This window comes from Archangium primigenium, assembly GCF_016904885.1.
In the GTDB taxonomy this organism is placed as follows: domain Bacteria; phylum Myxococcota; class Myxococcia; order Myxococcales; family Myxococcaceae; genus Cystobacter; species Cystobacter primigenius.
The window spans coordinates 5,104,334-5,126,411 of record NZ_JADWYI010000001.1 but is presented as its reverse complement, the minus strand read 5'-3'; the positions used below and the strand labels follow the sequence as shown (position 1 = coordinate 5,126,411).

19 protein-coding genes and 1 pseudogene are annotated in these 22,078 nt (G+C 67.9%); 10 read left to right on the top strand and 10 right to left on the bottom strand.

What is annotated here, in order from left to right:
- Nucleotides 1–122: 122 nt before the first annotated feature.
- Nucleotides 123–1,400, bottom strand: a complete 1,278-nt coding sequence (locus I3V78_RS21245; protein WP_204490288.1) for a WD40/YVTN/BNR-like repeat-containing protein — start codon at nt 1,398–1,400, stop codon at nt 123–125.
- A 19-nt stretch (nt 1,401–1,419) separates the two neighbouring features.
- Nucleotides 1,420–1,884 (bottom strand): hypothetical protein, encoded by a 465-nt coding sequence (locus I3V78_RS21240; protein ID WP_204490287.1) that lies wholly within the window; start codon nt 1,882–1,884, stop codon nt 1,420–1,422.
- Nucleotides 1,885–2,026: 142 nt separating this feature from the next.
- On the opposite strand from I3V78_RS21240, the gene I3V78_RS21235 reads away from it, so the two are divergent.
- Nucleotides 2,027–2,452, top strand: coding sequence for an OsmC family protein (locus tag I3V78_RS21235; protein ID WP_204490286.1), 426 nt, complete (start codon nt 2,027–2,029; stop codon nt 2,450–2,452).
- Nucleotides 2,453–2,455: 3 nt separating this feature from the next.
- Here I3V78_RS21235 and I3V78_RS21230 read toward each other — a convergent pair whose 3' ends face one another.
- The gene (locus I3V78_RS21230) at nt 2,456–3,586 is read right to left on the bottom strand and encodes an NAD-dependent epimerase/dehydratase family protein (protein ID WP_204490285.1); all 1,131 of its coding nucleotides are present in this window, start codon (nt 3,584–3,586) and stop codon (nt 2,456–2,458) included.
- Nucleotides 3,587–3,724: 138 nt separating this feature from the next.
- Between I3V78_RS21230 and I3V78_RS21225 the strand changes: the two genes are divergently transcribed.
- Entirely contained in the window at nt 3,725–4,570 is an 846-nt protein-coding gene (locus I3V78_RS21225; RefSeq protein WP_204490284.1) for an alpha/beta fold hydrolase, read from the top strand.
- Here I3V78_RS21225 and I3V78_RS21220 read toward each other — a convergent pair.
- Nucleotides 4,508–5,425 (bottom strand): alpha/beta fold hydrolase, encoded by a 918-nt coding sequence (locus tag I3V78_RS21220; RefSeq protein WP_204490283.1) that lies wholly within the window; start codon nt 5,423–5,425, stop codon nt 4,508–4,510. The genes I3V78_RS21225 and I3V78_RS21220 overlap by 63 nt on opposite strands.
- Nucleotides 5,426–5,494: 69 nt before the next feature.
- On the opposite strand from I3V78_RS21220, the gene I3V78_RS21215 reads away from it, so the two are divergent.
- The 3 genes from I3V78_RS21215 to I3V78_RS21205 all read left to right on the top strand — a co-directional run bounded on the left by I3V78_RS21215 (nt 5,495) and on the right by I3V78_RS21205 (nt 8,050).
- Nucleotides 5,495–6,496 carry an aldo/keto reductase gene (locus tag I3V78_RS21215; protein ID WP_204490282.1) on the top strand — a complete coding sequence of 334 codons (1,002 nt, stop codon included), beginning with the start codon at nt 5,495–5,497 and terminating at the stop codon, nt 6,494–6,496.
- A gap of 4 nt (nt 6,497–6,500) precedes the next feature.
- A complete protein-coding gene (locus tag I3V78_RS21210; RefSeq protein ID WP_204490281.1) occupies nt 6,501–7,304 on the top strand; it encodes a phytanoyl-CoA dioxygenase family protein in 804 nt (267 codons plus the stop codon).
- A 170-nt stretch (nt 7,305–7,474) separates the two neighbouring features.
- Complete coding sequence (locus tag I3V78_RS21205; RefSeq protein ID WP_204490280.1) at nt 7,475–8,050, top strand: hypothetical protein; 576 nt, start codon at nt 7,475–7,477, stop codon at nt 8,048–8,050.
- Between the two features lie 131 nt (nt 8,051–8,181).
- Here the strand turns inward: I3V78_RS21205 and I3V78_RS21200 are convergent, their stop codons facing one another.
- Nucleotides 8,182–10,521 (bottom strand): PAS domain S-box protein, encoded by a 2,340-nt coding sequence (locus I3V78_RS21200; protein ID WP_204490279.1) that lies wholly within the window; start codon nt 10,519–10,521, stop codon nt 8,182–8,184.
- 462 nt (nt 10,522–10,983) lie between these two features.
- Here I3V78_RS21200 and I3V78_RS21195 point away from each other — a divergent pair, with 462 nt between their 5' ends.
- A complete protein-coding gene (locus I3V78_RS21195) occupies nt 10,984–12,060 on the top strand; it encodes an endonuclease/exonuclease/phosphatase family protein (RefSeq protein ID WP_204490278.1) in 1,077 nt (358 codons plus the stop codon).
- Between the two features lie 37 nt (nt 12,061–12,097).
- On the top strand, nt 12,098–12,892 hold the full coding sequence (locus I3V78_RS21190) for a WbqC family protein (protein WP_338023693.1): 795 nt from the start codon (nt 12,098–12,100) through the stop codon (nt 12,890–12,892).
- A gap of 16 nt (nt 12,893–12,908) precedes the next feature.
- Here I3V78_RS21190 and I3V78_RS21185 read toward each other — a convergent pair whose 3' ends face one another.
- Nucleotides 12,909–14,699, bottom strand: a complete 1,791-nt coding sequence (locus I3V78_RS21185) for an ATPase (RefSeq protein WP_204490276.1) — start codon at nt 14,697–14,699, stop codon at nt 12,909–12,911.
- A gap of 84 nt (nt 14,700–14,783) precedes the next feature.
- On the opposite strand from I3V78_RS21185, the gene I3V78_RS21180 reads away from it, so the two are divergent.
- From I3V78_RS21180 to I3V78_RS21170, 3 genes are all read left to right on the top strand, one after another.
- Nucleotides 14,784–16,445, top strand: a complete 1,662-nt coding sequence (locus tag I3V78_RS21180) for an acyl-CoA dehydrogenase family protein (RefSeq protein ID WP_204490275.1) — start codon at nt 14,784–14,786, stop codon at nt 16,443–16,445.
- Between the two features lie 14 nt (nt 16,446–16,459).
- Nucleotides 16,460–16,876, top strand: coding sequence for a hypothetical protein (locus I3V78_RS21175; RefSeq protein ID WP_204490274.1), 417 nt, complete (start codon nt 16,460–16,462; stop codon nt 16,874–16,876).
- 616 nt (nt 16,877–17,492) lie between these two features.
- On the top strand, nt 17,493–17,867 hold the full coding sequence (locus tag I3V78_RS21170; RefSeq protein ID WP_204490273.1) for a hypothetical protein: 375 nt from the start codon (nt 17,493–17,495) through the stop codon (nt 17,865–17,867).
- Nucleotides 17,868–18,010: 143 nt separating this feature from the next.
- On the opposite strand, the gene I3V78_RS21165 is transcribed toward I3V78_RS21170, so the two are convergent.
- From I3V78_RS21165 to I3V78_RS21150, 4 genes and pseudogenes are all read right to left on the bottom strand, one after another.
- Nucleotides 18,011–19,252: a M48 family metalloprotease gene (locus I3V78_RS21165; RefSeq protein WP_204490272.1), complete on the bottom strand. Its 1,242-nt coding sequence runs from the start codon at nt 19,250–19,252 to the stop codon at nt 18,011–18,013.
- A 137-nt stretch (nt 19,253–19,389) separates the two neighbouring features.
- The gene (locus I3V78_RS21160) at nt 19,390–20,139 is read right to left on the bottom strand and encodes a hypothetical protein (protein ID WP_204490271.1); all 750 of its coding nucleotides are present in this window, start codon (nt 20,137–20,139) and stop codon (nt 19,390–19,392) included.
- 9 nt (nt 20,140–20,148) lie between these two features.
- A pseudogene (locus I3V78_RS40185) lies at nt 20,149–20,358 on the bottom strand (hypothetical protein); the annotation flags it as partial.
- Between the two features lie 316 nt (nt 20,359–20,674).
- On the bottom strand, nt 20,675–21,976 hold the full coding sequence (locus tag I3V78_RS21150) for a hypothetical protein (protein WP_204490270.1): 1,302 nt from the start codon (nt 21,974–21,976) through the stop codon (nt 20,675–20,677).
- Nucleotides 21,977–22,078: the final 102 nt, after the last annotated feature.

Sequence of the window (22,078 nt, the reverse complement as noted above, 5' to 3'; positions counted from 1 at the left end):
AATCCCGCTCGCGTCGCGGCGTCATCCTGAAACCAACAATATCCGGCTTTTCCTGCTCTGGCAAGCTAGTCCAGAATTTCTCGGAAGATGCAAAAATCCAGAAAAGCTGGGTGAAGATTGCCTCAGGTGGGAGCGCGTCGGCGGCGTCCCGACAAAGCCAGACAAGACACGCACCCGAGCAGTCCCCAGGGTGTCTGACTTTCACTCCCAGGCGTGCTCCCGCAGCCCCCGGACTTCGCGGGCGGAGGGGCTCCCGCGTCGGGCGGTGGGCCCGCGTCCCCGGGGCCTGGCGTCGGCGAGGTCACCCCCAACTGCTCGGCGAGCTGCGGCCACCGGGCCGAGCACAGGTCGCGCACGGGCGTGCCCGCCGGGCACTCGTGCACGCCGCGCAGCTCCCGGAGGCTGAGCAGGGGAGTCCACGTGGTGCCCTCGTCCGCGCTGCGCGCCAATTCCCAGTCATTCGCCCAGGTGGAGCCGCAGGCATACAGCGCCCCCGCCACGTGGGCCACGCAGGCATTGCCCGCGGGCAGCGCCAGCCGGGTGAATGCACCGCCCTCCCCTCCCCGGTACACGTGGTTGTACGTGGCCACCCACGCCGTGCGCCCGTCCTCCGAGACCTCCATGTTGACGAGGAGATCGTCCGGATCGAGCACGGAGCCGAACGTCTGGCCGCCGTCGTCGCTGCGCAGCACCACGTGGCGGGGCATGCCCGCGGGCCCGAGCAGGGACACGCGCACCCACAGCACGTCCGGGCGCACGGGGCTCACCGCGAGCAGCTTCGCGTCGTACGCGCCCTCCAGCGCCAGGGGCCACTCCCGCCACGTCTCGCCCGCGTCGTCGCTGCGAAAGACATACGGCGCATAGCCCACGGCCCCACTCACGTAGAGGCGCCGGGGCGCCGAGGGCGCCACGCGCACGTCGGAGAACACCGCCTCGCGCCGCAGCGCGGTGGGGCGCCAGGTCCGCCCCCCATCCTCCGAACGGTGGAGCGCGTTCGTCGTCCCGGGCCGCCCGGTGCTCAGGTAGAGCACCGCGTCGTCCGTGGGGTGCGCCGCGAGCCCGGTGACCCAGGCCTCGCCGAAGTCGGACGCGGTGCTCCAGGTGCACCCCTCGTCCCGGGAAGAGATGAGCGCCGTGCCCGTGGCGGCGAGGAGCATGCCGTCCGCGCGCCACACGAAGCGCTCGGGCATCCAGCCGCCATACCCCATGGCCTCCGCGCACACCCAGCGCCAGCTCGCGCCGCTGTCGCGCGACACGAGCGCTCCTTGGGTGAAGCCCATCCACTGCTGCTCGGGGTGGCCGCGACGCGGGGTGAAGCTGTGCGTCTCGGCGAACCCGCCATGCGCCCAGGTGTCCCCGGCGCCCAGGGCCGCCAGGCAGGCGAGCCCGTATCGGATCATGCGCCGCATCGTCCGCCCCCTATTCCAGGACCGCGCCCTGCTCAATCCACCGCTCCAGCATCGCCACGTCCGCCGCGGGCAGCGGCGCGCTGCGCTGGGGCATCCGCTCGCCACACGCGTCCAGCGCGCACGGCAGCCCCGTGTAGTCGCCCGTCACCTTGTGCAGCAAGAAGCTGCCCGCCGGGTCTCCCGGCCGCACCCGGGGCAGCGAGGGCTCGCGCACGCTTGCCTCCTTGAGGCGCGCGAGCAGCACGGCGGGCTCGGCCACGCTCGGGGACAGGGGCACGTAGCCCGCCGGATAGGCCGTGCCGTGGCAGCCCGAGCCGAAGCCACACGAGCCCTGGAGCAGCGGCACCACGTCCTGGGTGAAGGTGGGCCGCGCCGGCTCCGGCGTGGGGACGGGGTCCTCGCCACACCCGGTGAGCAGCAGGGCCAGGGCCCCGGCGATGAGTGTCCGAGGCGCGTGCGGAGGGATGAAGGACATGGGGACGGCTCCTCTGTGTGCGGGGGTGAACCTTCGGCCGGGGACCGGGCCCGAGTCCACGTGACAGTGCCAGCTTGGCCCCTAGGCTGCACGCGCACGGAAGCGGGCGCTCCGCCCCTTCCACTCGAAGGAGGTCGCGGCGATGGGAATCAGCAAGGGCAGCGCGCAGTGGACCGGTGGCATCAAGGACGGCAAGGGCGTGATGAAGCCCGCCCACGCCCCCGAGGCCCCCTTCTCGCTCGGCACCCGGTTCGAGGGCCAGCAGGGCACCAACCCCGAGGAGCTCATCGGCGCGGCGCTCTCCGGGTGCTTCTCCATGGCCCTGTCGCTGGGCCTGGAGAAGGCGGGCCTCAAGCCCCAGAGCATCCAGACGGCCGCGGACGTGCAGCTCGACAAGCAGGGCGAGGGCTTCGCCATCACCACCATCACGCTCACCAACGAGACGCGCGTACCGGGGACGAACGACGAGCAGTTCCAGAAGATCGCCGAGGAGACGAAGAAGAACTGCCCGGTGTCCAAGGCGCTCGGGGGCGTGAAGATCACGCTCCACGCGAAGCTGGCGGGCTGAGCCTCACGGCGCGCCGGGCGCCGCCTCCCGGGCGGCCTCTGGCGCCGGGTCCACCGGCGCGCGGGCGAGCTCCCGCAGCCGGTGCGCCAGGAAGTGCGTCAGGCTGCGGCCGGCGATCTCCGGTGTCATGGGTTGAGGCCCGTAGGCCTCCCCGAGCACCGCCTGGAGCCGATCCGCGTGGAAGTGCCACGTCGTGTCCGCGAAGGGCTTGTTCTTCTCGAGGAAGCGCTGCAGCTCCGCGTCCACCGCGTGCCGGGGCGGCCCGAAGCCCGCTTGAAGGCCCAGCGCGGACCACGCGGGCTCCAGGGCCCCGGCCAGCGGGATGAGCTCGTCCCCGATGCAATGGAAGATCTCCCGGTCCTCGCGCGACGCCCGGGTCTCCAGGAGCGCCAGGGCGCGGCGCACCACCGTGTCCACGCACACGAGGTTGAGCAGGCTGTCCGCCTTGAGGTCGAGCTGGACGTGCTCGGCGTGCCGACGCTTGCCGAGCAGCAGCGCCTCGGCGAGGAAGAACAGGCCGAAGCTCGCCCCGGAGGACCAGCCCGTGTCGTGATGGCCGATGATGACGCTCGGCCGGAAGAGCGTCACCGGCAGGCCCAGCTCCGGGTGGTGCAGGAGCAGGTTGGACTCGGCCATCCACTTGCTCAGCTGGTAGGCATTGATGACCCGGGGCGCGACATGGGGCCGCTCGCGCACCTGTTCGACTCCGAAGCCCGCCGTGTAGGCGGTGGAGACATGGTAGAAGCGCTCGCAGCGCCGGGCCCGCCGCGCGGCGAGCGCGTAGAGCATGGACGTGGCCCGCACGTTCTGCTCCACCGCCGGGAGGATCTTCTTGAGCGAGTAGCTCATCTCCGCGGCCACGTTCCACACGTGCGTCACGTCCTCGAGCACCTCCGGCGCGAGCGTGCCCGGGAGATCCTGGAAGTCCACCTGGAAGACGGACAGCCGGGACAGGGGCTCGGCGCCCAGGGAGAAGCCAAAGCCCCGGGCGGCCGTGTCCACCGCCGCGCGGACCCGCTGCCCCGCTGGATCGTTGCGCGACAGGGCCTTCACCCGGTGGCCCTCCGCCAGCGACCGCGCCGTCAAGGCACTGCCCAGGAAACCCGTCGCACCCGTGATCAGGATCGTCTTCATCGATGAGGCAAGGCACTACCCTGAATCCCTCTCACGCGGCATCACCTCGCGGTGTGGGGCCGGTGTTGGACCCGCCACGCCCGCCTCCGCTCGCCGGACGGGTCCGGGCGTGGAGCGCGTCTTGCTATAGCCCCGCCCATGCACCTGCATCATCAATGCATCACGGCGTCGCCCTCCGCGGAGTGGATTGTCTTCTTCCACGGCATGGGCGGGGATTGCTCCATCTTCTATAAACAACTGCCCGCCTTCCAGGGGCACTACAACCTGTTGCTCATCGATCTGCCCGGCCACGGCCAGTCCGCCAGCCTCGAGGGCGAGGAGCCCGTGGCGTTCGCCGCCCGGAAGGTGATCGCGCTGCTCGAGCACCTGGGCCTGCCCCCCGCCCATTTCATGGGCGTCTCCCTGGGGACGATCGTGATGCAGCACGTGGCGCTGCTGCGGCCCGAGCGGGTTCAGAGCATGGTGCTCGCCGGTGCCGTGCGCCGCTTCCAGCCCTGGGGGGAATGGCTGGTGAAGCGCTCGCTCACCTTCCCCCTGGTGCACGTGCTGCCCGCGCGCGCGGGTTATGTCCTGTTCGCGCACATCCTCCTGCCGCGCGCCAACCACCGCGCCTCGCGGGACATCTTCCTGCGCGTGTCGCGGGGGTTGCGGCCCTCGGACTACCGGGCCTGGGCCGCCGTGGCCTACGGGGCGGAGACGACCTACACCCCGCTCGCCCGGCGCACGAACACCATCCCCAAGCTCTACGTCTCGGGCGCCCAGGACCACATGTTCCTGCCCCGCTTGCGCGACTTCGTGCGCGACGAGGCCCGGGCGGAGCTCGTCGTGCTCCCCGCGCGCGGGCATGTCTGCAACATCGAGGACGCGCCCCGGTTCAACGCGCTCGCCCTGGACTTCTTCCAGCGGCACGGCGCGCGCGCGCTACACGCCCCGCGCCCGGCGGAAGGCGCGCACGCGGGCGGCGATCTCGTCGCCCGCCTCTAGCAGGCCCGCGTGCCCCGCGTCCTCCACCACCAGCCAGTCCGCGCCGGGCAGCAGCGCGTGCATGCGCTCCATCTCACGCAGGGGGACGAACAGATCGTGGGTGGCGGCGATGATCTGCGTGGGCACCCGCAGCTCCTGGAGCACGTCCCAGCTCGGCGGCGCCTCCAGGAGGCCCCGGAACATCAGCCAGAAGGCCCGCGGATCCATGCGGCGCACGCCCGCCATGAACTCGAGGATGTCCGCGCGGGGCGCCCGCGCCCGGAGCAGGCCCGTGGCCCGGCCGAAGGGGTAGGCCAGGGCCGAGCCCATGAAGGCATGCACCAGCGGCGCCGTGCGGGGCACCAGCGGCGTCAGGCCCTCGAGCACCTGGGACAGCCGCAGGCGTCCCCGGGGGACCCCGAGGCTCGGGTTGGGCGTCGCCGGACTGCCGGCGATGAGCGTCACCGCGGGCACCAGCTCCGGTCGGCGCCGGTAGAGCTCCAACACCACCCGCACGCCCATGGAGAAGGCCACGTGGTGCGGGGGACGCCCGTCGCCCAGCGCCATCATCGCCTCGGTCACCCGCTCCAGGTCCTCCACCTGGGCCCGCAGCGCGTAGTCCTCCGTGGGGGACGTGCTGCTCAGCCCATGCCCCCGGTAGTCCCAGTGCACCAGCCGATGGTCCCGCTCCAGGTCCGCCACGAGGAAGCGCCAGAAGTTCTCCGTCGTGGAGATGCCGTTGGTGAGCAGCACGGGCGACCGGGTGGCGAGCGCCCGCTCCGTGTCGTTCCCGGAGGCGTCGCCCGTGTGCGTGTGGTAGGCGATGCGGGTGCCATCGGGCGCGGACAGGTAGTGGGTGTGGCGGCGGTAGGGCATACGCCCCCACCATTCGGACGTTTGACCGGCGGTGCAAGTCCCTCGATGCCTGATCGTTCCCTGCCACCCATGACCTCCCCCTCCCCCGCCTCCCCGCTCGCGCCCTGGCTGACCCCCCGCGCGCCGTCCGCCGACGCGCCCCCGCCCCGGGTGGCCGTGGGCACGATGAACTTCGGCACCCGCACCCCGGAGCCCGAGGCCCGGCGCATCGTGGCGCGCGCCCTGGAGCGCGGGGCGCTCTTCTTCGACACGGCCAACTCCTATGGCAACGGCGAGTCCGAGCGCATCCTCGGGCGGGCGCTCAAGGGCCAGTGGGACCGGGTGGGCCTGGCCACCAAGGTGGGCCTGGCGCGGACCCGCGGCCGACCCGAGGGGCTGGCGCCCGCGCACCTGGTGAAGGCCGTGGACGAGAGCCTGCGGCGGCTGGGCACGGAGCGCGTGGACGTCCTCTACCTGCACGCCCCGGACGCGGCCACCCCGGTGGAGGAGACGCTCGAGGCCGTGCGCGGGCTCCTCCAGGCGGGCAAGGCGCGCCACTGGGGCGTGTCCAACCACGCCGCCTGGCGGATTCTCGAGATGCGGGCCTGGGGCGAGGGCCACGGCCTGCCGCCGCCCGCCCTGTCCCAGGTGCTCTACAACCCGCTGGTGCGCGAGGTGGAGCACGAGTACCTGCCCTTCACGCGCCGCTACCCCCTGCACACCACCGTCTTCAACCCCCTGGCCGGGGGCCTCCTGTCGGGCCGCTACGCGCCGGGGGCCGCCATCGCCCCGGGCTCGCGCTTCGACGGCAACCGCCTGTACCAGAACCGCTACTGGTCCGAGCGGCTGCTCGACCTGGCGGGGCGGCTGCGCACGGTGGCGGACGCGGCGGGCCTGACGCTGGTGGGGCTCGCCTATGGCTGGCTGGCGGGACGGCCCGGGGTGGACTCGGTGCTCGCGGGCCCGGGCGCCGTGGAGCACCTGGACGCGGCCCTGGACGGGTGCGCCCAGCCCCTGCCGGCGGACGTCGCCGCCCGGGTGGATGCCGTATGGCGGGAGTGGCGGGGCACGGACGCCAGTTACGTGAGGTGAGCGCATGCTGGCCGTGAACCCAGGGACATTCGACATCGAGGGCCCGCTCGCGCACTACGCCGCGCACGGGTACGCGCGCCTGGGCCGGGTGCTCGCGCCCGAGGCCCTGGAGGCCCTGCGCGAGCGCGCGGACGACCTGATGCTGGGCCGGGTGAGCTACCCGGGCTTCTTCTGGCAGATGGACGCACCCTCGGGGCTCTACGCGGACGCGCCGCTGGGGCTCGGCTGGCAGGGGCCGTCGCTCGACTACCGCAAGCTGGAGAAGCTGGAGAAGGACGCGCGCTTCCTCGCGTGGATGCAGAACCCGCTCTTCGAGCGCCTCGTGCGCGCGCGCATCCCCGGGGACGTCTCGCTCTACCGGGCCATCCTCTTCCACAAGGGCGAGCGCGGCGGCAGCGAGGTGCCCTGGCACCAGGACGGCGGCAAGCTGTGGGGCCTCAGCCGCGACCCCGAGTTGCAGATCTGGACCGCCCTGGATGACGCCCCTCTGGACGGCGGCTGTCTGGAGGTCGTCCCCGGCAGCCACCGCTGGGGGCTGGCCACGGAGTTGGGCGGCGTGGTGCCACCGGATCAGGTCGCGGCCCGGGGCGCCGAGGGCCTCGGCGTGGCCCTGCCCGTGGTGGCCGGCGAGGCCGTCCTGCTGCACAACTACGTCTGGCACCGCTCCGGGCGCAGCCTCACCGGCCAGCGGCGCAGGGGCTTCTCCGCCTGCTACCTGGGCGAGGACAGCCGCTGCGTGCGCAAGAAGAAGACCCCCCGCGCCTTCTTCCCCCTCTTCCGGAATGGGCCGCCAGACGGACCCCGCTGAGCCTGGCCGCCCTGCCTGCGACCCCAGCGGGTAGGGCAACCGGACGTCCGAGCGGGGGGAATCCCCCATCGCCATATGGAATCCCACGTCTCACCACAGAGTCTCCGGACTTCAAGGTGATTCCATTTTTCCAGCGGCAGCGCATCGTCATGCGTCACGGGAGAGGCAACATGGGATGGATGGATCGGCTGTTCGGACAGAAGAAGGCGGGCGAGCTGGCGACGCCCGCGACGTCACGTCCCGCGACGGTGGGGGGCTCGGCGGATGAGCAGGCCCTGGAGCGCTACCGCTACCTGCTGCGCACGGCGCCGCCCGAGGCCATCGAGCAGGCCCATGCCGAGGCCTTCGCGCAACTCACGCCCGAGCAGCGGGCCCAGGCCCTGCGCGGGCTGAGCCAGACGCTGCCCGAGTCGGAGCGCGCACGGGCGGATGACCGGCCGCAGACGCTGGCGCGCATGGCGACCCGCGCGGAGCTGCGTCAGCCGGGCACGCTGGAGCGCGCCTTCGGCGGCGGCGCGGGCGTGGGCATGGGGAGCATCCTCGCGGGCAGTCTCCTGGGCACCATCGCCGGCTCCTTCATCGGCACGGCCATCGCGCACCAGTTCATGGATGGCTTCGGGGACTCGTCCTGGAGTGACGAGGGGGGCATGGACGACGCGCAGGCGGACGCCTCGGGGCTCGAGGACGACGGCGGCGGCTATGACGACGTGGGCGGCGGCTTCGACGGCGACTTCCTCGACGTGTAGCGGGACGCCTCGCGGGACACCGCCCGGGGCCGAATCCCTCGGGCCATGTCCGAATCCGAGGGATCCCTCGAATTCGGACACGGGTCGGAACCTTCGCCGGGCGAGGGTCGCCTCGGGGTCCGTTCTCCGCCCTACCCCGCCTTGAGGCTGCTCTTGCGCAGGGCCGGCAGGCTGATGCGGAAGGTGCTGCCCTTGCCCACCTCGCTGTGCGCGGTGATCTCCCCGCCAAAGCCGGTGATGATGCCGTGGCAGATGGACAGGCCCAGGCCCGTGCCCACGCCCACGGGCTTCGTCGTGAAGAACGGATCGAAGATGCGGCTGAGCACCTCGGGGGCCATGCCGCACCCCGTGTCCTTCACTTCCAGGATGGCGTGGTCGGTCTCCGCGCGCAGCACCACGCGGATCTCGTTCTTGTCCGGCTGACCCGCGCTGATGGCGTGCGCGGCGTTGATGAGCAGGTTGAGCACCACCTGGCCAAAGCGCGCCTCGCTGCCCTCCACGAGCGGCACGTCGGACACGTCCTTGATGACCGTGGCGCGGTGGCGCAGTTCGCCGCGCGCGAGCGCCAGCGCCGAGTCGATGACGCGCCGCAGGTCCACCGCCGTGGGCAGCTCCTCGTCGCCGCGCGAGAACGTCTTGAGGTCCTGCACGATGAGGCGCACCCGGTTGACGCCCTCGTTGGTCTCCTCCAGCACCTCCTCCAATTCGTCCAGGCGGCCCGGGGGCAGGAGCGCCGTGATGGCGTGCAGCTCCTCGGTGAGGAAGGACAGGTTGGAGATGACGAAGGCGAGCGGGTTGTTGATCTCGTGCGCCACGCCCGCCGCGAGCGTGCCCACCGACGCGAGCCGGTCGGCCACCACCAGCCGCGCCTGAATCTGCTTGCGCTCGGTGAGGTCGCGCGCGCTCACCACCGTGGCCGTCTGACCGGCGAACAGCAGCCGCAGACTGCTGATCTCCCCCGTCACCACCCCGCCGTCCGGCGGCAGGAAGCGCACCTCGCGCACCCGGTGCGCGCCCCGGCCCGCGACCCCATCCAGCATGCTGGCGGCGGCCGCCCGGTCATCCGGGTGCACGTAGTCCATGAGCGAGCGGCCCACGAGCTCGCTGCCCTTGAGCCGCAGGAAGGTGCACGCGGACGGGTTGACGTAGAGCAACGGCCCGCCCCGGTGCACGAAGATGGCCTCGGGCGAGCCCTCGATGAGGGCGCGGAAGCTCTCCTCGGAGCGGCGCAGGGCCTCCTCGGCCGCCTTGCGCTCGGTGATGTCGAAGGACACGCCTCCGAGGAAGCGCCGCCCGGAGCTGTCGCGCGCGATGAAGCGGTAGGTGAGGAACTCGCGCGGCTCGCCCTCGGGCGTGGGGATCATGCTCTCGGAGACCGAGGGCTGGCCGGACTTGAAGGCCTGATCGTCCTGGTCCCGCAGGTGGGCCACCGTCTGCGGGGGCATGAGCTGCTCGTCCGGGATGGTGCTCACGTCCATGCCGGGCGACAGCCCGAAGAAGCGCCGGAAGGGCTCGTTGGCGTACACGCGCCGGCCGCCCTCGTCCTTCATGTAGGCGAGCGCCGGGTTGTTGTTGAGGAAGGAGTCGAAGAGGTGCTGGCTCTCCTGGAGCGCGGTGACGATGGAGGCCACCTCCGTCATCAGCGCCTGCTTCGCCGCGTGCTCGGCCGCGTTGCCCATGGCCGCGCCGAGCAGGCCCGCCATCAGCTCCAGCGTGCGCTCGTCCGAGTCCACGAAGGCGTAGGGCACCTGCGAGGCGATGCTCAACAGGCCCACCGTCTGGTTGTCGCGCTTGAGCGGCACGTTGAGCATGGAGCGCACCTTGAGCCGGCGCGCCGTGTCCAGGTTCACCCGCGAGTCGCGCTCGGTGTCGTCCGTGCGCACCACCTGGCCCCGGAGCACGCTGGAGCCCGCCATGGTGCTGCTCACCGGCAGCCGCGCCCCCTCGAACTGCTTCGAGTAGCCCGTGCACACCCGGTAGTACATCTCCTCACCCTCGATGATGCCCACCGCCGCGCCGCCGGCGCCGCAGAGGATCATCGCCCGCTCGGCGATGAGCCGCATCACCACGTCCAGGTCCAGGCCCGCCAGGGCGATGTCGTTCTGGGTCTGGATGATGGCGGCCAGCCGCTCGATCTCCCCGCGCGCGGACTCCTCGTGGGACTGCCGGCGCATGAAGGCGTAGCAGCGCCGCTCGAACAGGGCGATGCGCGCGCGGATGTCCGCGGCGTGGAAGGGCGCCACGAGGTAGTCGTCCACGCCGATCTCCATCAGCGGGGCGAGCTCGTCCTCGACCAGGCGGTTCACCATGCCGAGCACCGACACCTCGGCCACGCGGATCTGCGCGCGCAGACGGTTGAACCACTCGGACTTCTCGCGGACCTGTTCGGCCCCCACCACGAGCACGTCCACCAGGGAGATGGTGGCGGCGGTGACCTCCGGCCCCGCGGCCACCACCACTTCGTGTCCCATCTGGGCGAGTTCCGCCCCAATGGGGTGGTCACCGTCGCGGCTGAGAAGAAGAAAGCGCATGAAGGAGCGACAGGGTGTCGAGGGAATCGGGAGCTTGGAGGATCGACACCACCCGGGTCCACCCAGAAAGGCTCCTGGCGGAACAGCCCTCTGGATTTCCGCGGGAGGACCCCAAGCCTAACCCCGTTCCCACCCCCACGGGAAAGGCGCCCCGGGCGACCCGCTCCCGCGAAGCGATGGCCCGCTCCCACGAATGCTTCCCGGTCAACGTTCGGAACGTCGCGCGCCGCGCACTGGAAGGCGGGACTTACCGGAAAAGAAGGGTAGCGGACTGCCGCGCGGGCGGGGGGGGACCTATCTCCTCCCGAGTCGTACACGGGCGGGCATCGAGGCGGGGCGTGGAGGGGTGGGCATGGGTGGGCGGCTCGGGGTTCCCGGGGGGAAGGTGATGCGATGAGGTACATGCTCGCGATTGGGCTCTGCCTGGGTGTGCTCGGCGCCTGCCACCTGGCCACGCGGCCCCCGGCCCCGGACGAGCGGCCCGGCACCCTCACGGTGATGACCCGGAGCCTGGCACCGGCCACGAGCCTGGAGCGGGTGTGGAGCGCCACCGGCGCGGCCGAGGTGGCGCCCCGGGTCGCGGAGTGGTGGGGCGCGCTGCGTCAGGAGGACCTCGTGGCCCGCTCCCGCGCGCTGGCGGATGAAATCCAGTACGCCCGCCCCCACCTGCTCGGGCTGCAGCAGGTGGCCCAGGTGCGGCTGCAGTCCCCGGGGGACGCCATCTTCGGGGGCGGCGAGCCCGCCCAGGCGCTCCAGCTGGACCTCCTGCCGGCGCTGCTCGCGGAGCTGGACGCGCGGGGGCTGCGCTACCGGGAGGTGGCGCGGGTGCGCGACCTGGACGTGGAGGTGCCCCTGCTCACCGGCGCCGCGCCGAGCTTCGACGACGCGCGGCTGACGGACTTCGACGTCATCCTCGCGCGCGAGGACGTGGCGGTGAGCGGCGTGCGCACGGGCAACTACGTGGCCCGCCGGGACGTGGAGGTGCCGGGGCTGGGGCGCCTGGCGCTGCCGCGCGGGTGGCTGTCGCTGGTGGCCGAGGTGGGCGGCCAGCGCTACCGCTTCGTGAGCACCCACCTGGAGGCCGCGCCGGGCGAGGAGGGCCTGCGGGTGCAGCTGGCCCAGGCCGCGGAGCTCATCCACACGCTGCGCGGCGAGCCCTTGCCCGTGGTGCTGGTGGGCGACTTCAACAGCCCGGCGAACCTGGGCCTGGTGGGCGCGCCCACGTACCGCGAGCTCTTGCTGGCCGGCTACGTGGACGTCTGGACGCGCCGTCCGGGGGGCGCCCTGGCCTTCAGCCCCCTGGAGACCCGGCGCAACCTGGTGCTGGTGCGCGGCTCGGCGGCGTCCGGCCCACCCCGGGTGGGGCCCGTGCTGGCCTACGGCGTGGGCGATGCCCGGCCAGAGCGCCGCCTCGCGCCCTGGCGCTCGAACCTGGGCGGCGTGGTGGCCCACCTGCGGCTGCCGCCTCCGAGGAACTGATGCCCGCGTGCGCGGGGGGCGGCTACACTCGCGCGCCGTGAGCGAGCCGTCCGGAGTCCTCGTCGCCGAGCAACCCCACTACCTGCCCTGGCTGGACTTCTACGAGCAGGTGGCGCGCTCGGACACCCTGCTGGTGCTGGACAACGTGCAGTGGCTGCGGCGGGGCTGGCAGCGCCGCACGCGCGTGGCCCTGCCCGTGGGCACGCCCCTGCCCCCGCCCACCGAGTCCGCCTTCCAGTGGCTCACCATCCCCCTGGAGGGCGCCCACCGCGACACGCGCCTCGGCGACCTGGCGGTGGAGCCGAACCAGCCCTGGCCCCGCAAGCACCTGGCCACCCTGACGACGCTCTACGGCCGGCGCCCCTACTTCCGCGCCCAGGTGCTGCCCCGGCTGGAGGCCTTCTACGCCGAGGCCGCCCGCGAGCGCGGTCCGGGCTCGCTCCTGCGCACCCTCCTGGCGAGCCAGGCCCTCTTCCACGAGCCCCTGGGCCTGTCGCCCCGCGTGGTGCTCGCCTCGACGCTGGGGCGCCCGGTGGAGGAGAAGACGGAGCGCCTGGCGGCGTACTGCACCCGGCTCGGGCACGACACGTACTACTCCGCCGTGGGCTCGGTGTACCTGAAGCCCGGTCCCTTCCGGGACGTGGGGGCGCGGCTGCTCTGGCAGAACTTCCGCTACCCCCCGTACGACCAGGGCCGCCCCGGCGAGCGCTTCGTGATGGGCCTGTCCATCGTGGACGTGCTGTCCAACGTGCCCGTGGACGAGGTGCGCGCGTGGCTCGCCCCCAAACCCTGGGGGCCCTTCGCCCCGCGCGCGCCCGGCGCCGCGTCCTAGCTCAGGCGCCCTTGGCTCAGGCGCCCTTCTCCTTGTCGAAGCGCACGAAGTAGCTGCGCACCGCGCTGTCCACCAGGTCCCGCGTGAGCCGGGGCGGCTCGCCGCGGTAGTGCGCCATGTCGATCATCTGATCCAGCAGGTCGCGCGGCTGGCACGCGGCGAACAGGCGCTGGTGCGGCGTGTAGTGCGAGTTGATGAGGTACTGCACCACGTCCGGGTCGTAGTCCACGCCGCGCTTGTCACACATGACCTGGAAGATCTGATGGAACAGATCCTCGTCGGGCCGCTGCACCTCGAGCTTGTAGCGCACGCGCCGCAGGAAGGCGTCGTCCACCAGGTCGCTCGGGTCCAGGTTGGTGGAGAAGGCGGAGAACACGTCGAAGGGCACCTGGACCTTCTTGCCCGTGTGCAGCGTGAGCATGTCCACGTCGCTCTCCAGCGGGACGATCCACCGGTTGAGCAGATCCTTCGGGGACACCTTCTGGCGGCCGAAGTCGTCCACGAGGAGCATCCCGTTGGTGGCCTTCATCTGGAAGGGCGCCTCGTAGTACTTCACCTCGGGCGAGTACACGAGATCCAGCATGTCCAGCGTGAGCTCGCCGCCCACGACCACGAGCGGCCGACGGCAGCGCACCCAGCGCCGGTCATACGCGGGCGCCCCGGGCTCTTCCTCCACCGGGCGGTGCAGGATGCTGTCGTAGATGCGGACGATGAAGTCGTCGATGAGGATGGCGTGGGGGATGAAGATGTCCCCCTCGAAGCAGTTCACCATGCCCTGGCAGATGGCCGTCTTGCCGTTGCCCGGGGGCCCGTAGAAGAAGATGGCGCGGCCCGAGTTCATCGCCGGACCGATGCCATCGAAGATGTAGTCGCGGATGATGAGGTCGCCGAACTTGTCCTCCATCCGCTGGCGGGTGATGCGGTTGCCGCGGATGCTCTGCTTCTTCACCGACTGGATCCACTCCTGCAGGGGCACCGGCGCCGGACCGTTGTAGCGGTTGCGGTCGAGGATCTGCCTGAGCACGTCCGTGGCGAACGTGGTGAGCTGGTAGATCATCGTGGACTTGCCCAGACCCGAGCCGCCACCGCCGCGGATGTCGATGTACTTCTGGCGCCGCAGGGCCTCGAGCACCTCGTCCACCACGGTGGTGGGCAGCTTGAGCCGGTTGGCGATGTCCATGCCGCGCATCTCGCCGGCGAAGAAGATGGCCTTGAGGACCAGCTCCTCCACCATGGTGGCGTTGAGGCCCAGCTCCTCGAGGTTGCGCGGCTGGGGCGGCACGAAGCGCGGCGCGTTGCCGATCGCGTCCGCCTCCACCCGGCGCATGGCGCCCGTGTTGCTGCGCCGCTCGGGCCCCGAGTAGGACACGCCATACGCCGACGTCCGGCGCTCGACCCCGGCCGGGGGCGCGGGAGGCAGCTCGGGGGGCGGAGGTGGCGCCGCCGCGCGGCGGGTCCCCTGCGGCTCCACGATCACCGAGGGCATGTCCGTGTCGGTGGCCACCGGCGGGGGCGCGGGGGGCCGCTTGTCCACGGGGCGGGCGTCCGCGGGCGGCCCGGGACGGCGATCCAGGAAGGCACTGGGCCCGGCGGGCCGACGCGGCTCGGTGCCCACGGGGGGCTGGGGCGGCCGGACAGCGGCCGGGGCTCCGGTGCCCAGGGTGGGCCGGAGCCGAGGCGTCGCCCCGGTGTTGCCCGCCGAGGCCGCGGGAGTCTCCCGGGGCGTGACGCTTCGGCTGCTGTCGGTCTCGAAATCGGGGGGATCGAATCCGGGGGGACTCGCCCCCGGCCTCCGCTGCTCGGGCATGCATGCTCCGGGTTGAGGCCGCCGACTCTAGCAGGAAGTCGACACCCCTTTCCCACCCTCTCGGCGGTGCTAGCCTCCCCGGCCATGAGCTTCTTCCAGGATCCCCCTCGGCTGGGCAACCAGTACGACGACGACGCGCTCCTGCGCGGCTACCTCGACCGCGTCCTGCCCCGGGACATGAAGGCCGGACTGGAAGAGGAGTTCCGGGAGCTGGGCGAGCTGTCGGGCGGGTACTTCTACGCGTTCCAGCTCAGGGACCGGCTCAACGAGCCCGAGCTGACCCAGTGGAACGCCTGGGGCCAGCGGGTGGACCACATCGAGGTGTCCCCGCTCTGGAAGGAGGCCGAGGTCCTGACGGCGAAGCGGGGCCTCGTGGCGGTGGCCTACGAGCGCAAGCACGGGGACCGCTCGCGCCTGCACCAGTTCGCGCTGAACTACCTCGTCCAGCCCTCCCTGGACATCTACTCCTGCCCGCTGGCGATGACGGACGGGGCGGCGCGCACGCTGCTGAGTCTGGGCAACCAGGAGCTGGTGGCGCGCGCCCTGCCCCACCTGACGTCGCGCGACCCCAAGACGTTCTGGACGTCGGGCCAGTGGATGACGGAGCGCACGGGCGGCTCGGACGTGGGCCTGACGCAGACGGTGGCGCGGCAGACGCCCGAGGGCTGGCGGCTGTATGGCACCAAGTGGTTCACCTCGGCGACGACGGCGCAGATGGCGCTGACGCTGGCGCGCCCCGAGGGCAACGGCGCGGGCGGCAAGGGCCTGGCGCTGTTCTTCGTGGAGACGCGGGGCGCGGACGGGCGGATGAATGGGATTCAAATCAACCGCCTCAAGGACAAGCTGGGCACGCGCAAGGTGCCCACGGCGGAGCTGACGCTGGACGGAGCGCAGGCGGTGCCGGTGGCGGGGCTGACGGACGGCATCCGAAACATGGCGTCCATGCTGAACGTGACGCGCACGTGGAACGCGGTGGCGAGCACGTGGATGATGCGGCGGGCGCTGGCGCTGGCGCGCGACTTCGCGAAGCGGCGGGTGCAGTTCGGCGCGCCCCTGTCGGAGAAGCCGCTGCACGTGGACACGCTGGCGGGCCTGGAGGCCGAGTTCCACGGCGGCTTCCTCCTGGCGTTCCGGGCGGCGGAGCTCCTGGGCAAGATGGAGGCGGGCACGGCGACGGAGGAGGAGCTGTTGCTCCAGCGGCTGGTGACGCCCTTGGCGAAGCTGACGACGGGCCGGCAGACGGTGCACGTCACGTCCGAGGTGGTGGAGAGCTTCGGCGGCGCGGGCTACGTGGAGGACACGGGCATTCCGCGGCTGATGGCGGACGCGCAGGTGCTGTCCATCTGGGAGGGGACGACGAACGTGCTCTCGCTGGACACGCTGCGGGCGATGGCGAAGGACGGGGCGCTGGAGGCGCTGTACCTGGACGCCGAGCGGCGGCTGGCGACGGCGAAGGACACGGGCCTGCGGCCGAGCGTGGTGGCGGCGCAGGACGCGCTGGAGAAGGCGCGGGTCTGGGTGACGAAGGCGATGGCGAATCCGGCGGAGGTGGAGGCCGGGGCGCGGCGGTTCGCGCTGACGCTGGGCCGCACCTACGAGTTGGCGTTGCTCGTGGAGCACGCCCAGTGGTGTCTGGAGCATGGCCACGGCCCGAGGAGCATGGCGGCGGCGCGGCGCCTCACGCGCAACGGAGTGGACCTGATCGCCGACATGGACCTGGACGAGTCCCGCCTGCTGGTGGTGTGAAAGGACGAAGACCCATGAAGCTCTCTCTTCTCACTCCGTTGCTTTGCGCGTTCATTCTGACGGGATGCAACTACCGCCTTCACCTTCAAAAGAAAGCGGAATGGGCTGCGCCCGAGGAAATGGAAAAGGTCAAACCTCCGAGTTCGGCCGAGGGCAGCATTTCCCTCGATGGTCAAAGCTTGAAGGCCATCGAAATCGCGATGGACGAGTTCCTGCCGCCTGGAGCCAAGGCGAGTTCCCACGACGAGAAGCTGGCGCGCTGTCTCTCGTCGCGGGAGAACTACGACGTCTCTGTCCTCAAGAGCGCTGAAGGCGTCTTCTTCGTGACCATCGCCGCCAATCTCGACCGATGCAACATCGATGACATCGTCTTCGATGCGGGGGCCACCTACGGCATCGATTCGCAAGGCCGGATTGTCTTAAAGCACTGACGGCGGGCTCATTCACGGCTCGGAAGAAATCGTCGGGGTTCATGTATTGAAAGAGCATGAGCCTGCTGGAATTGAGTCCGGAGCAGACAAGCGGTTGGAGACATGCTTCCGCGACACGGAGGACCGACGCCTGCGCGAGCGGTGCCAAGCGGTGCTGAGGACAGCGAGAGGCCGACTCCAGTCGTAAATTGCAGAGGACTCGGGGACGAAGACCCGCAACGTCCAGCGCTTCTTGGCTCGTTACCGGGCGGGAGGCCTGGAAAGGACTACGGATTCGCTGGGCCCCCGGCAGGACGCCGCTGATTCCAAAGGAACCGACCGAGACGATTCTCTCCTGGATACGCCACGGCCCCGAGGCGTGTGACATCGCACGCGCTAGTTGGACGCACATGGCACTGGCTGACTTCCTCTATCGCCAGAGCGATATCCGCGTCCAGGAAACGGCCATGGGCGACTTCTGCCGCCACGGCGTGCACCTGTATCGACCCACCTGCCGCTTCTTACGCGCCGGCCCCGAGAGCCAGCGATAGTCGCGGCGGGAACTGGGTGGGAAAAACACCAAGCCGAGCGAGGCGAACTTGTCCTGCTGAGCCAAGACGAGGCGCGCTTTCCCATAGTGCCCACGCTCACGGTGACCCTGGGGCTCAAGGGCGAGCGCCCTGTCATTGGGACGCGGAATTGCAAGGACGTGGTGCACACGTTCGCCTCGGCCAATGTCCTCACGGGCAAGGTCACGAGTCGCCTGTACGGCAGTCTCACCCGGACTCGCCGCCACGACGGACTGTCCAAGACGAAGCAACTGCAGGTGGCGTTCTGCCACCACCTGCTGGATGTCTCCCCGGCATATCCCACCGAGACCTACCCCGAAGTTCTCCTCGGCATCGACAACGCGCCCTGGCACCGCAGACGACCAGTGCTCGGGCTTGGGTTACTTCCGCTCGCGACCCCAGGCCGTGCTCCAACTCCTTGGCTCTTCTTCCTCTCCGACTGATTCACACGAGCCGTGAATGAGGTTCGTCGCCGCGTTTACCTTCTGCTGCGTCGCATGTACCACCGTCCTCTATATGTGCGACGCGTTGGCACCAGCCGCTCCACTATGCAACCCGTCGCGGATCAGAGCAGATAGTAAATAGATCAGCGACGGATTAGCAGCCCAGCAATTTGTCGCGGCTCCAGATTGCGCCACCGGAAGGTGGCAACCGAATAGCCAGACTCGGATTGGAGGAGGGGGGTGGAGCCAATCTTGAAGTTGTCGACTTCCCTCTCCAGTAGGGCATCCCCCTTCATGGGCTCCCGCAGTGGCTTGGATGACCTAATTACCAGGACCAACTCATTAATGTAGTCATACTGGTTGATGTAGAAAAACGCATCATCCGCCTGACTTGGTTCGACGCCATGAGTTTTCCTGCTGGGAGATAGCGGAAGTGTATACTCATACCGAGCTGACGTCTGGATAGTCCGGCGCTCTCTGGCCTTAAGGCTGAAGCGAAAGAACGCCGCCACCCGTACTGGATCTTTGTGGTGGAGAGAGTACTTCTCGGTACTCGGAACCCACGACACAGTGGTGCTGCTCTCGGGCGATACGTGGAACACCTCTTCAAGGTCACCTTCCACGGTGTCCTCCAATGCGAGCACATGGTAGGTGATTTCCACATCCGCCGTATACTTCCCGGGCTGGGTAAAGTCGGTGATGTCACCATCATTCAGCCTTACGCTCATCACCACACTCTCTAGCACAGTCTTTTTTTTGTCCTTTTTCCCGGCACGCTCGGCCCAGGAGGTATGGTCATCCAAATCGTCGCTCTTCTTCTTTAATTCCGCTTCTACCTCAGCCTTGGTTGTAGCAAGCGCTGAATTTTTCGTCTCAAGTAGAGCGTAAGCTGCCCGCGAGTCCCCCAGTTCCGTCTGCAGGTCTCGCGTCCTCTTGTAATTCTTCAGAATCAACCTCCGCCGCTCCTCTGGGGTGGGCGTTGACGCAGGCAGTTTCCCTACCAGCAGGTCGAGAGCTTCGACGATCTGCTCTTCGCGGTATCCTCGGACCTTCAACATCTTGGCAGCGAATGCATCTGCCCGGAGTTCAGCTTCTTTCGGCGGGCGTGCCTGCGTCACGGCTAAGCCAGCCGTATCTCCCTCGATATGATGGCCGAGTTCATGGGCAATCACCAAAGCAACAAAGGCCTCTGGCACTTCTCTGTCGAGAAAGTCCGGCCGGTAGACGATGACGCGCTCACCAGAGGGAGTAATAAGTGACACAGCATTTGACACCTCCGCACTAGCTTCAAGCCGGACCCAGTTGCTGAGGTAGGCTTGGTCCAATAGATCGACCAAGACCTTGGCGGTACGTCCATCTGCTGGGTATCGATTCAGCTTGGCCACCTCCGAAACGCCACTGAAGGCACACCCAATCAGCGTGGGCGTGGGCTCGAAGAGATTGCGGAACATCGCGCAAGAAGATAGCAGCGGAACGAGTAACAACACGGCAAAGCGCCGTATCATAGCTTGCCTTTCGACTATCAGGGTGCAAAGTTAATGACGAGACCAGGCTGCACGCCAACGATAAAAGCTGGCCCCACCGTCGATGAACCTCCCAAGTACCCAGCAATGACTCCGAGCGAGAACCCAATCCTGTACCGCTGCTGTGCGGCTGGGTCATACGAGATCCACGCGAACTCTGGAGCCCCGTAAAGTCCGACCGTAAAGCCGATCTCAGCGGGAGCGGGTTGGTCGGAACCACCTGCATTCGGGAACAGCATGCCTGCCACGCCGACGTTTCCAGATACCAAAAAGTTCATTGTGAACGACGTCCGTCGAGGGAGAATAAACTCGACCTTGTTACTTTTACTCTCCCGGTAGGTCAGGGTAGGCCTGATGATGGGAATGGACGCCCCTGCGCCAATCGCAGCGCTGGGACCCAACAGGAACTGGCTTGAGGTGGAGCCGAAGGCGCCACCGATGAAAAGCAGCCCGGGCGTACTGACAATGGCTTTGGGCTCGACGAAGATGTGAGCGCACTCTTGAGCATAGGCATCGAGAATTTTTTCTTGACCAATGTCTGCCCATGCCATGTTGCTCGCACAGACACCGTTCTCGACAGAGACGACAAGGTCGGGTACGGCAAGGGCAAGACCGACTTCACTCAGCGGCTTTGTTCGGGTAATCGGCTGCTGCTTTTCTTCCTGTTGCGCGGAACCTGAGTGGGCGGGCTGACTCGCCAGGAGAGTTATCAGAATACCAAATGGTATAGCAAAACACGGGATCTTCATAAAATGCTCCTAGCTTTGGTCGGCACACATCATGCCAGTTGGCGGAGCTGAAGCCAATAAGAGCCTATTTCGGAGGAAGGCGTGGAACCAGGTGATGATGCCCAGGGCGAAGTGCAGCATCCCGAGGTAGGTGTCTTCGCGCTTCTCCCAACGCACCAACAGCCGACGGAAACGCGGGAGCCAGGCATGGGTTCGCTCTACGGCCCAACGCCGCGCTTTTGGGACTGGCCCGCTTTTGGCTCTCCCGCACTTTATGTGCACGTGCCGCTGGACGTGGCTTGTCGCTGGGGTGTTTCGCAAGTGGGCGACCAGGGGGGAACAGCGGGCAACGAGCCTGACGCGTACAACCGACGATGAGCGAGTCAAACGACAGATGTACGGTCGAGCCAGTTTTGAATTGCTGCGCCGTCGCATGCTCCTCGCTGGATGAGCCTCGTGCACATAAAGTGCGGGAGAGCCACAAAAGCGGGCCAGTCCCAGATCAGCCCCACTTGGAACAATGCGACTTAAGAAGTCATTTCAATCGGGTCCTGCGTTAGGGAGGCATCTCTACACCAATGGTTTCGAGCAAAGCCTTTCGCTCTTGGGTAATCAAGTAAAGGATGAATCCACTATCGGTCACACGCAGTCGGTTTTCGCTCGTATCAAAATCAAGAATCGTCGGCTTCACATGGTTCTTGTGCTGAAGCTTTCCAATCTTGGCAAGTGCTTGCGTGACATTGTTTTGCTGTAACTGACCTTTCCTCGTTGGGTGGACCTCATTCAGAGTTCTGAATATGTACGACATCTTCAATCCGCGCTTGAGGTCTGCCGGATCCGACGTGATGGCGACATATGCTATCCACTTGTACATCTCCAGTTCGGTCTTGTTCAGGCCCTCCGAAAAATCCTCAAGAAATTTTTGATATCTACCTGCCTGCTCTGTTCCAATGTCATGAATTATCACATCAACTTCGCTCACAGAGCCAACGCTCAATAACTGCGGCTGTGTGCGCCAGACATTAGCTCTCTCGCAAAGACGATAACAGGTCTCCTGCAAAACACCCACGTTGTTTTGACAACGATCAAGCACCTCTTTCTTGACGGACTCAGGAAACTCGACATTGAGAAGTTTTTCGCCTTCCTCAATGACTTGACTTAGATCAGAGGGATCCCATCGATCTGCGTCCACTGGCACAAGACGTCCCGCCAAGTCTCCATTGTATAGGACAAGTTTGTTTGATTCCAGCCAGACCCCTACAACGACAAAGACCAAATTTGACTTCTCATGAAAGGCCTTCAGGTCGAACGCAATCTCTCTTTGGACCTCCTCTGATAAATAGTGAAAGTCCTCCAGAATTACGTACTTGCTAAACTCTGCTGCCTTAAGCACTCGGATGACGTCATTGGGATCTGATGGATCAATTTCAAACCGGCTCCCAGAAACCTCTGTCGTCGTTGTTTTTTGATACCCACCGCCGCCGCTACCACTTGCTTCCGCAACAAGTGGCACTTTCCCCTTGGCTGATACGGTTACATCGAATTTGGCTGTACCCGTCGTGGTCCTTTTGTCAGTGGCTGTAACGTGCGCTCCCGCACACTTGAGCAACATTTCGTATATTTGTGCCCGCGTTGTCGTGTTGCCGCACTGAACGACAACGTAATCGTCCTCATTCAGTGTCTGTTTTCGAAGGCTGGTTTTTCCCTGCTTGGATCCCCCAAAGACAACAATGTGCTTGTCTCTGGAGAGGCTATTGATAAACAAGTCGTCAACATATGCGCGACGCACATAATTTAGCGGAATGCCACGAGCTACGCCAAATACCTCGGAAAGCTTGCGCTCGACACCGACGGTCATGCTTGCTCCTGTTCTTCTTTGATTGTACAAAAAGGCTATTGCAAATCAATTATTTTTACAGGGCTACGTTACAGCGCGTAAACCTTTTCCCAGCTGATGGTC

Coding starts and splice junctions, on each gene's coding strand:
- I3V78_RS21245 (WP_204490288.1), bottom strand. CDS start 1,400: ATGATCCGATACGGGCTCGCCTGCCTGGCGGCCCTGGGCGCCGGGGAC.
- I3V78_RS21240 (WP_204490287.1), bottom strand. CDS start 1,884: ATGTCCTTCATCCCTCCGCACGCGCCTCGGACACTCATCGCCGGGGCC.
- I3V78_RS21235 (WP_204490286.1), top strand. CDS start 2,027: ATGGGAATCAGCAAGGGCAGCGCGCAGTGGACCGGTGGCATCAAGGAC.
- I3V78_RS21230 (WP_204490285.1), bottom strand. CDS start 3,586: ATGAAGACGATCCTGATCACGGGTGCGACGGGTTTCCTGGGCAGTGCC.
- I3V78_RS21225 (WP_204490284.1), top strand. CDS start 3,725: ATGCACCTGCATCATCAATGCATCACGGCGTCGCCCTCCGCGGAGTGG.
- I3V78_RS21220 (WP_204490283.1), bottom strand. CDS start 5,425: ATGCCCTACCGCCGCCACACCCACTACCTGTCCGCGCCCGATGGCACC.
- I3V78_RS21215 (WP_204490282.1), top strand. CDS start 5,495: ATGACCTCCCCCTCCCCCGCCTCCCCGCTCGCGCCCTGGCTGACCCCC.
- I3V78_RS21210 (WP_204490281.1), top strand. CDS start 6,501: ATGCTGGCCGTGAACCCAGGGACATTCGACATCGAGGGCCCGCTCGCG.
- I3V78_RS21205 (WP_204490280.1), top strand. CDS start 7,475: ATGGGATGGATGGATCGGCTGTTCGGACAGAAGAAGGCGGGCGAGCTG.
- I3V78_RS21200 (WP_204490279.1), bottom strand. CDS start 10,521: ATGGGACACGAAGTGGTGGTGGCCGCGGGGCCGGAGGTCACCGCCGCC.
- I3V78_RS21195 (WP_204490278.1), top strand. CDS start 10,984: ATGCTCGCGATTGGGCTCTGCCTGGGTGTGCTCGGCGCCTGCCACCTG.
- I3V78_RS21185 (WP_204490276.1), bottom strand. CDS start 14,699: ATGCCCGAGCAGCGGAGGCCGGGGGCGAGTCCCCCCGGATTCGATCCC.
- I3V78_RS21180 (WP_204490275.1), top strand. CDS start 14,784: ATGAGCTTCTTCCAGGATCCCCCTCGGCTGGGCAACCAGTACGACGAC.
- I3V78_RS21175 (WP_204490274.1), top strand. CDS start 16,460: ATGAAGCTCTCTCTTCTCACTCCGTTGCTTTGCGCGTTCATTCTGACG.
- I3V78_RS21160 (WP_204490271.1), bottom strand. CDS start 20,139: ATGAAGATCCCGTGTTTTGCTATACCATTTGGTATTCTGATAACTCTC.
- I3V78_RS21150 (WP_204490270.1), bottom strand. CDS start 21,976: ATGACCGTCGGTGTCGAGCGCAAGCTTTCCGAGGTATTTGGCGTAGCT.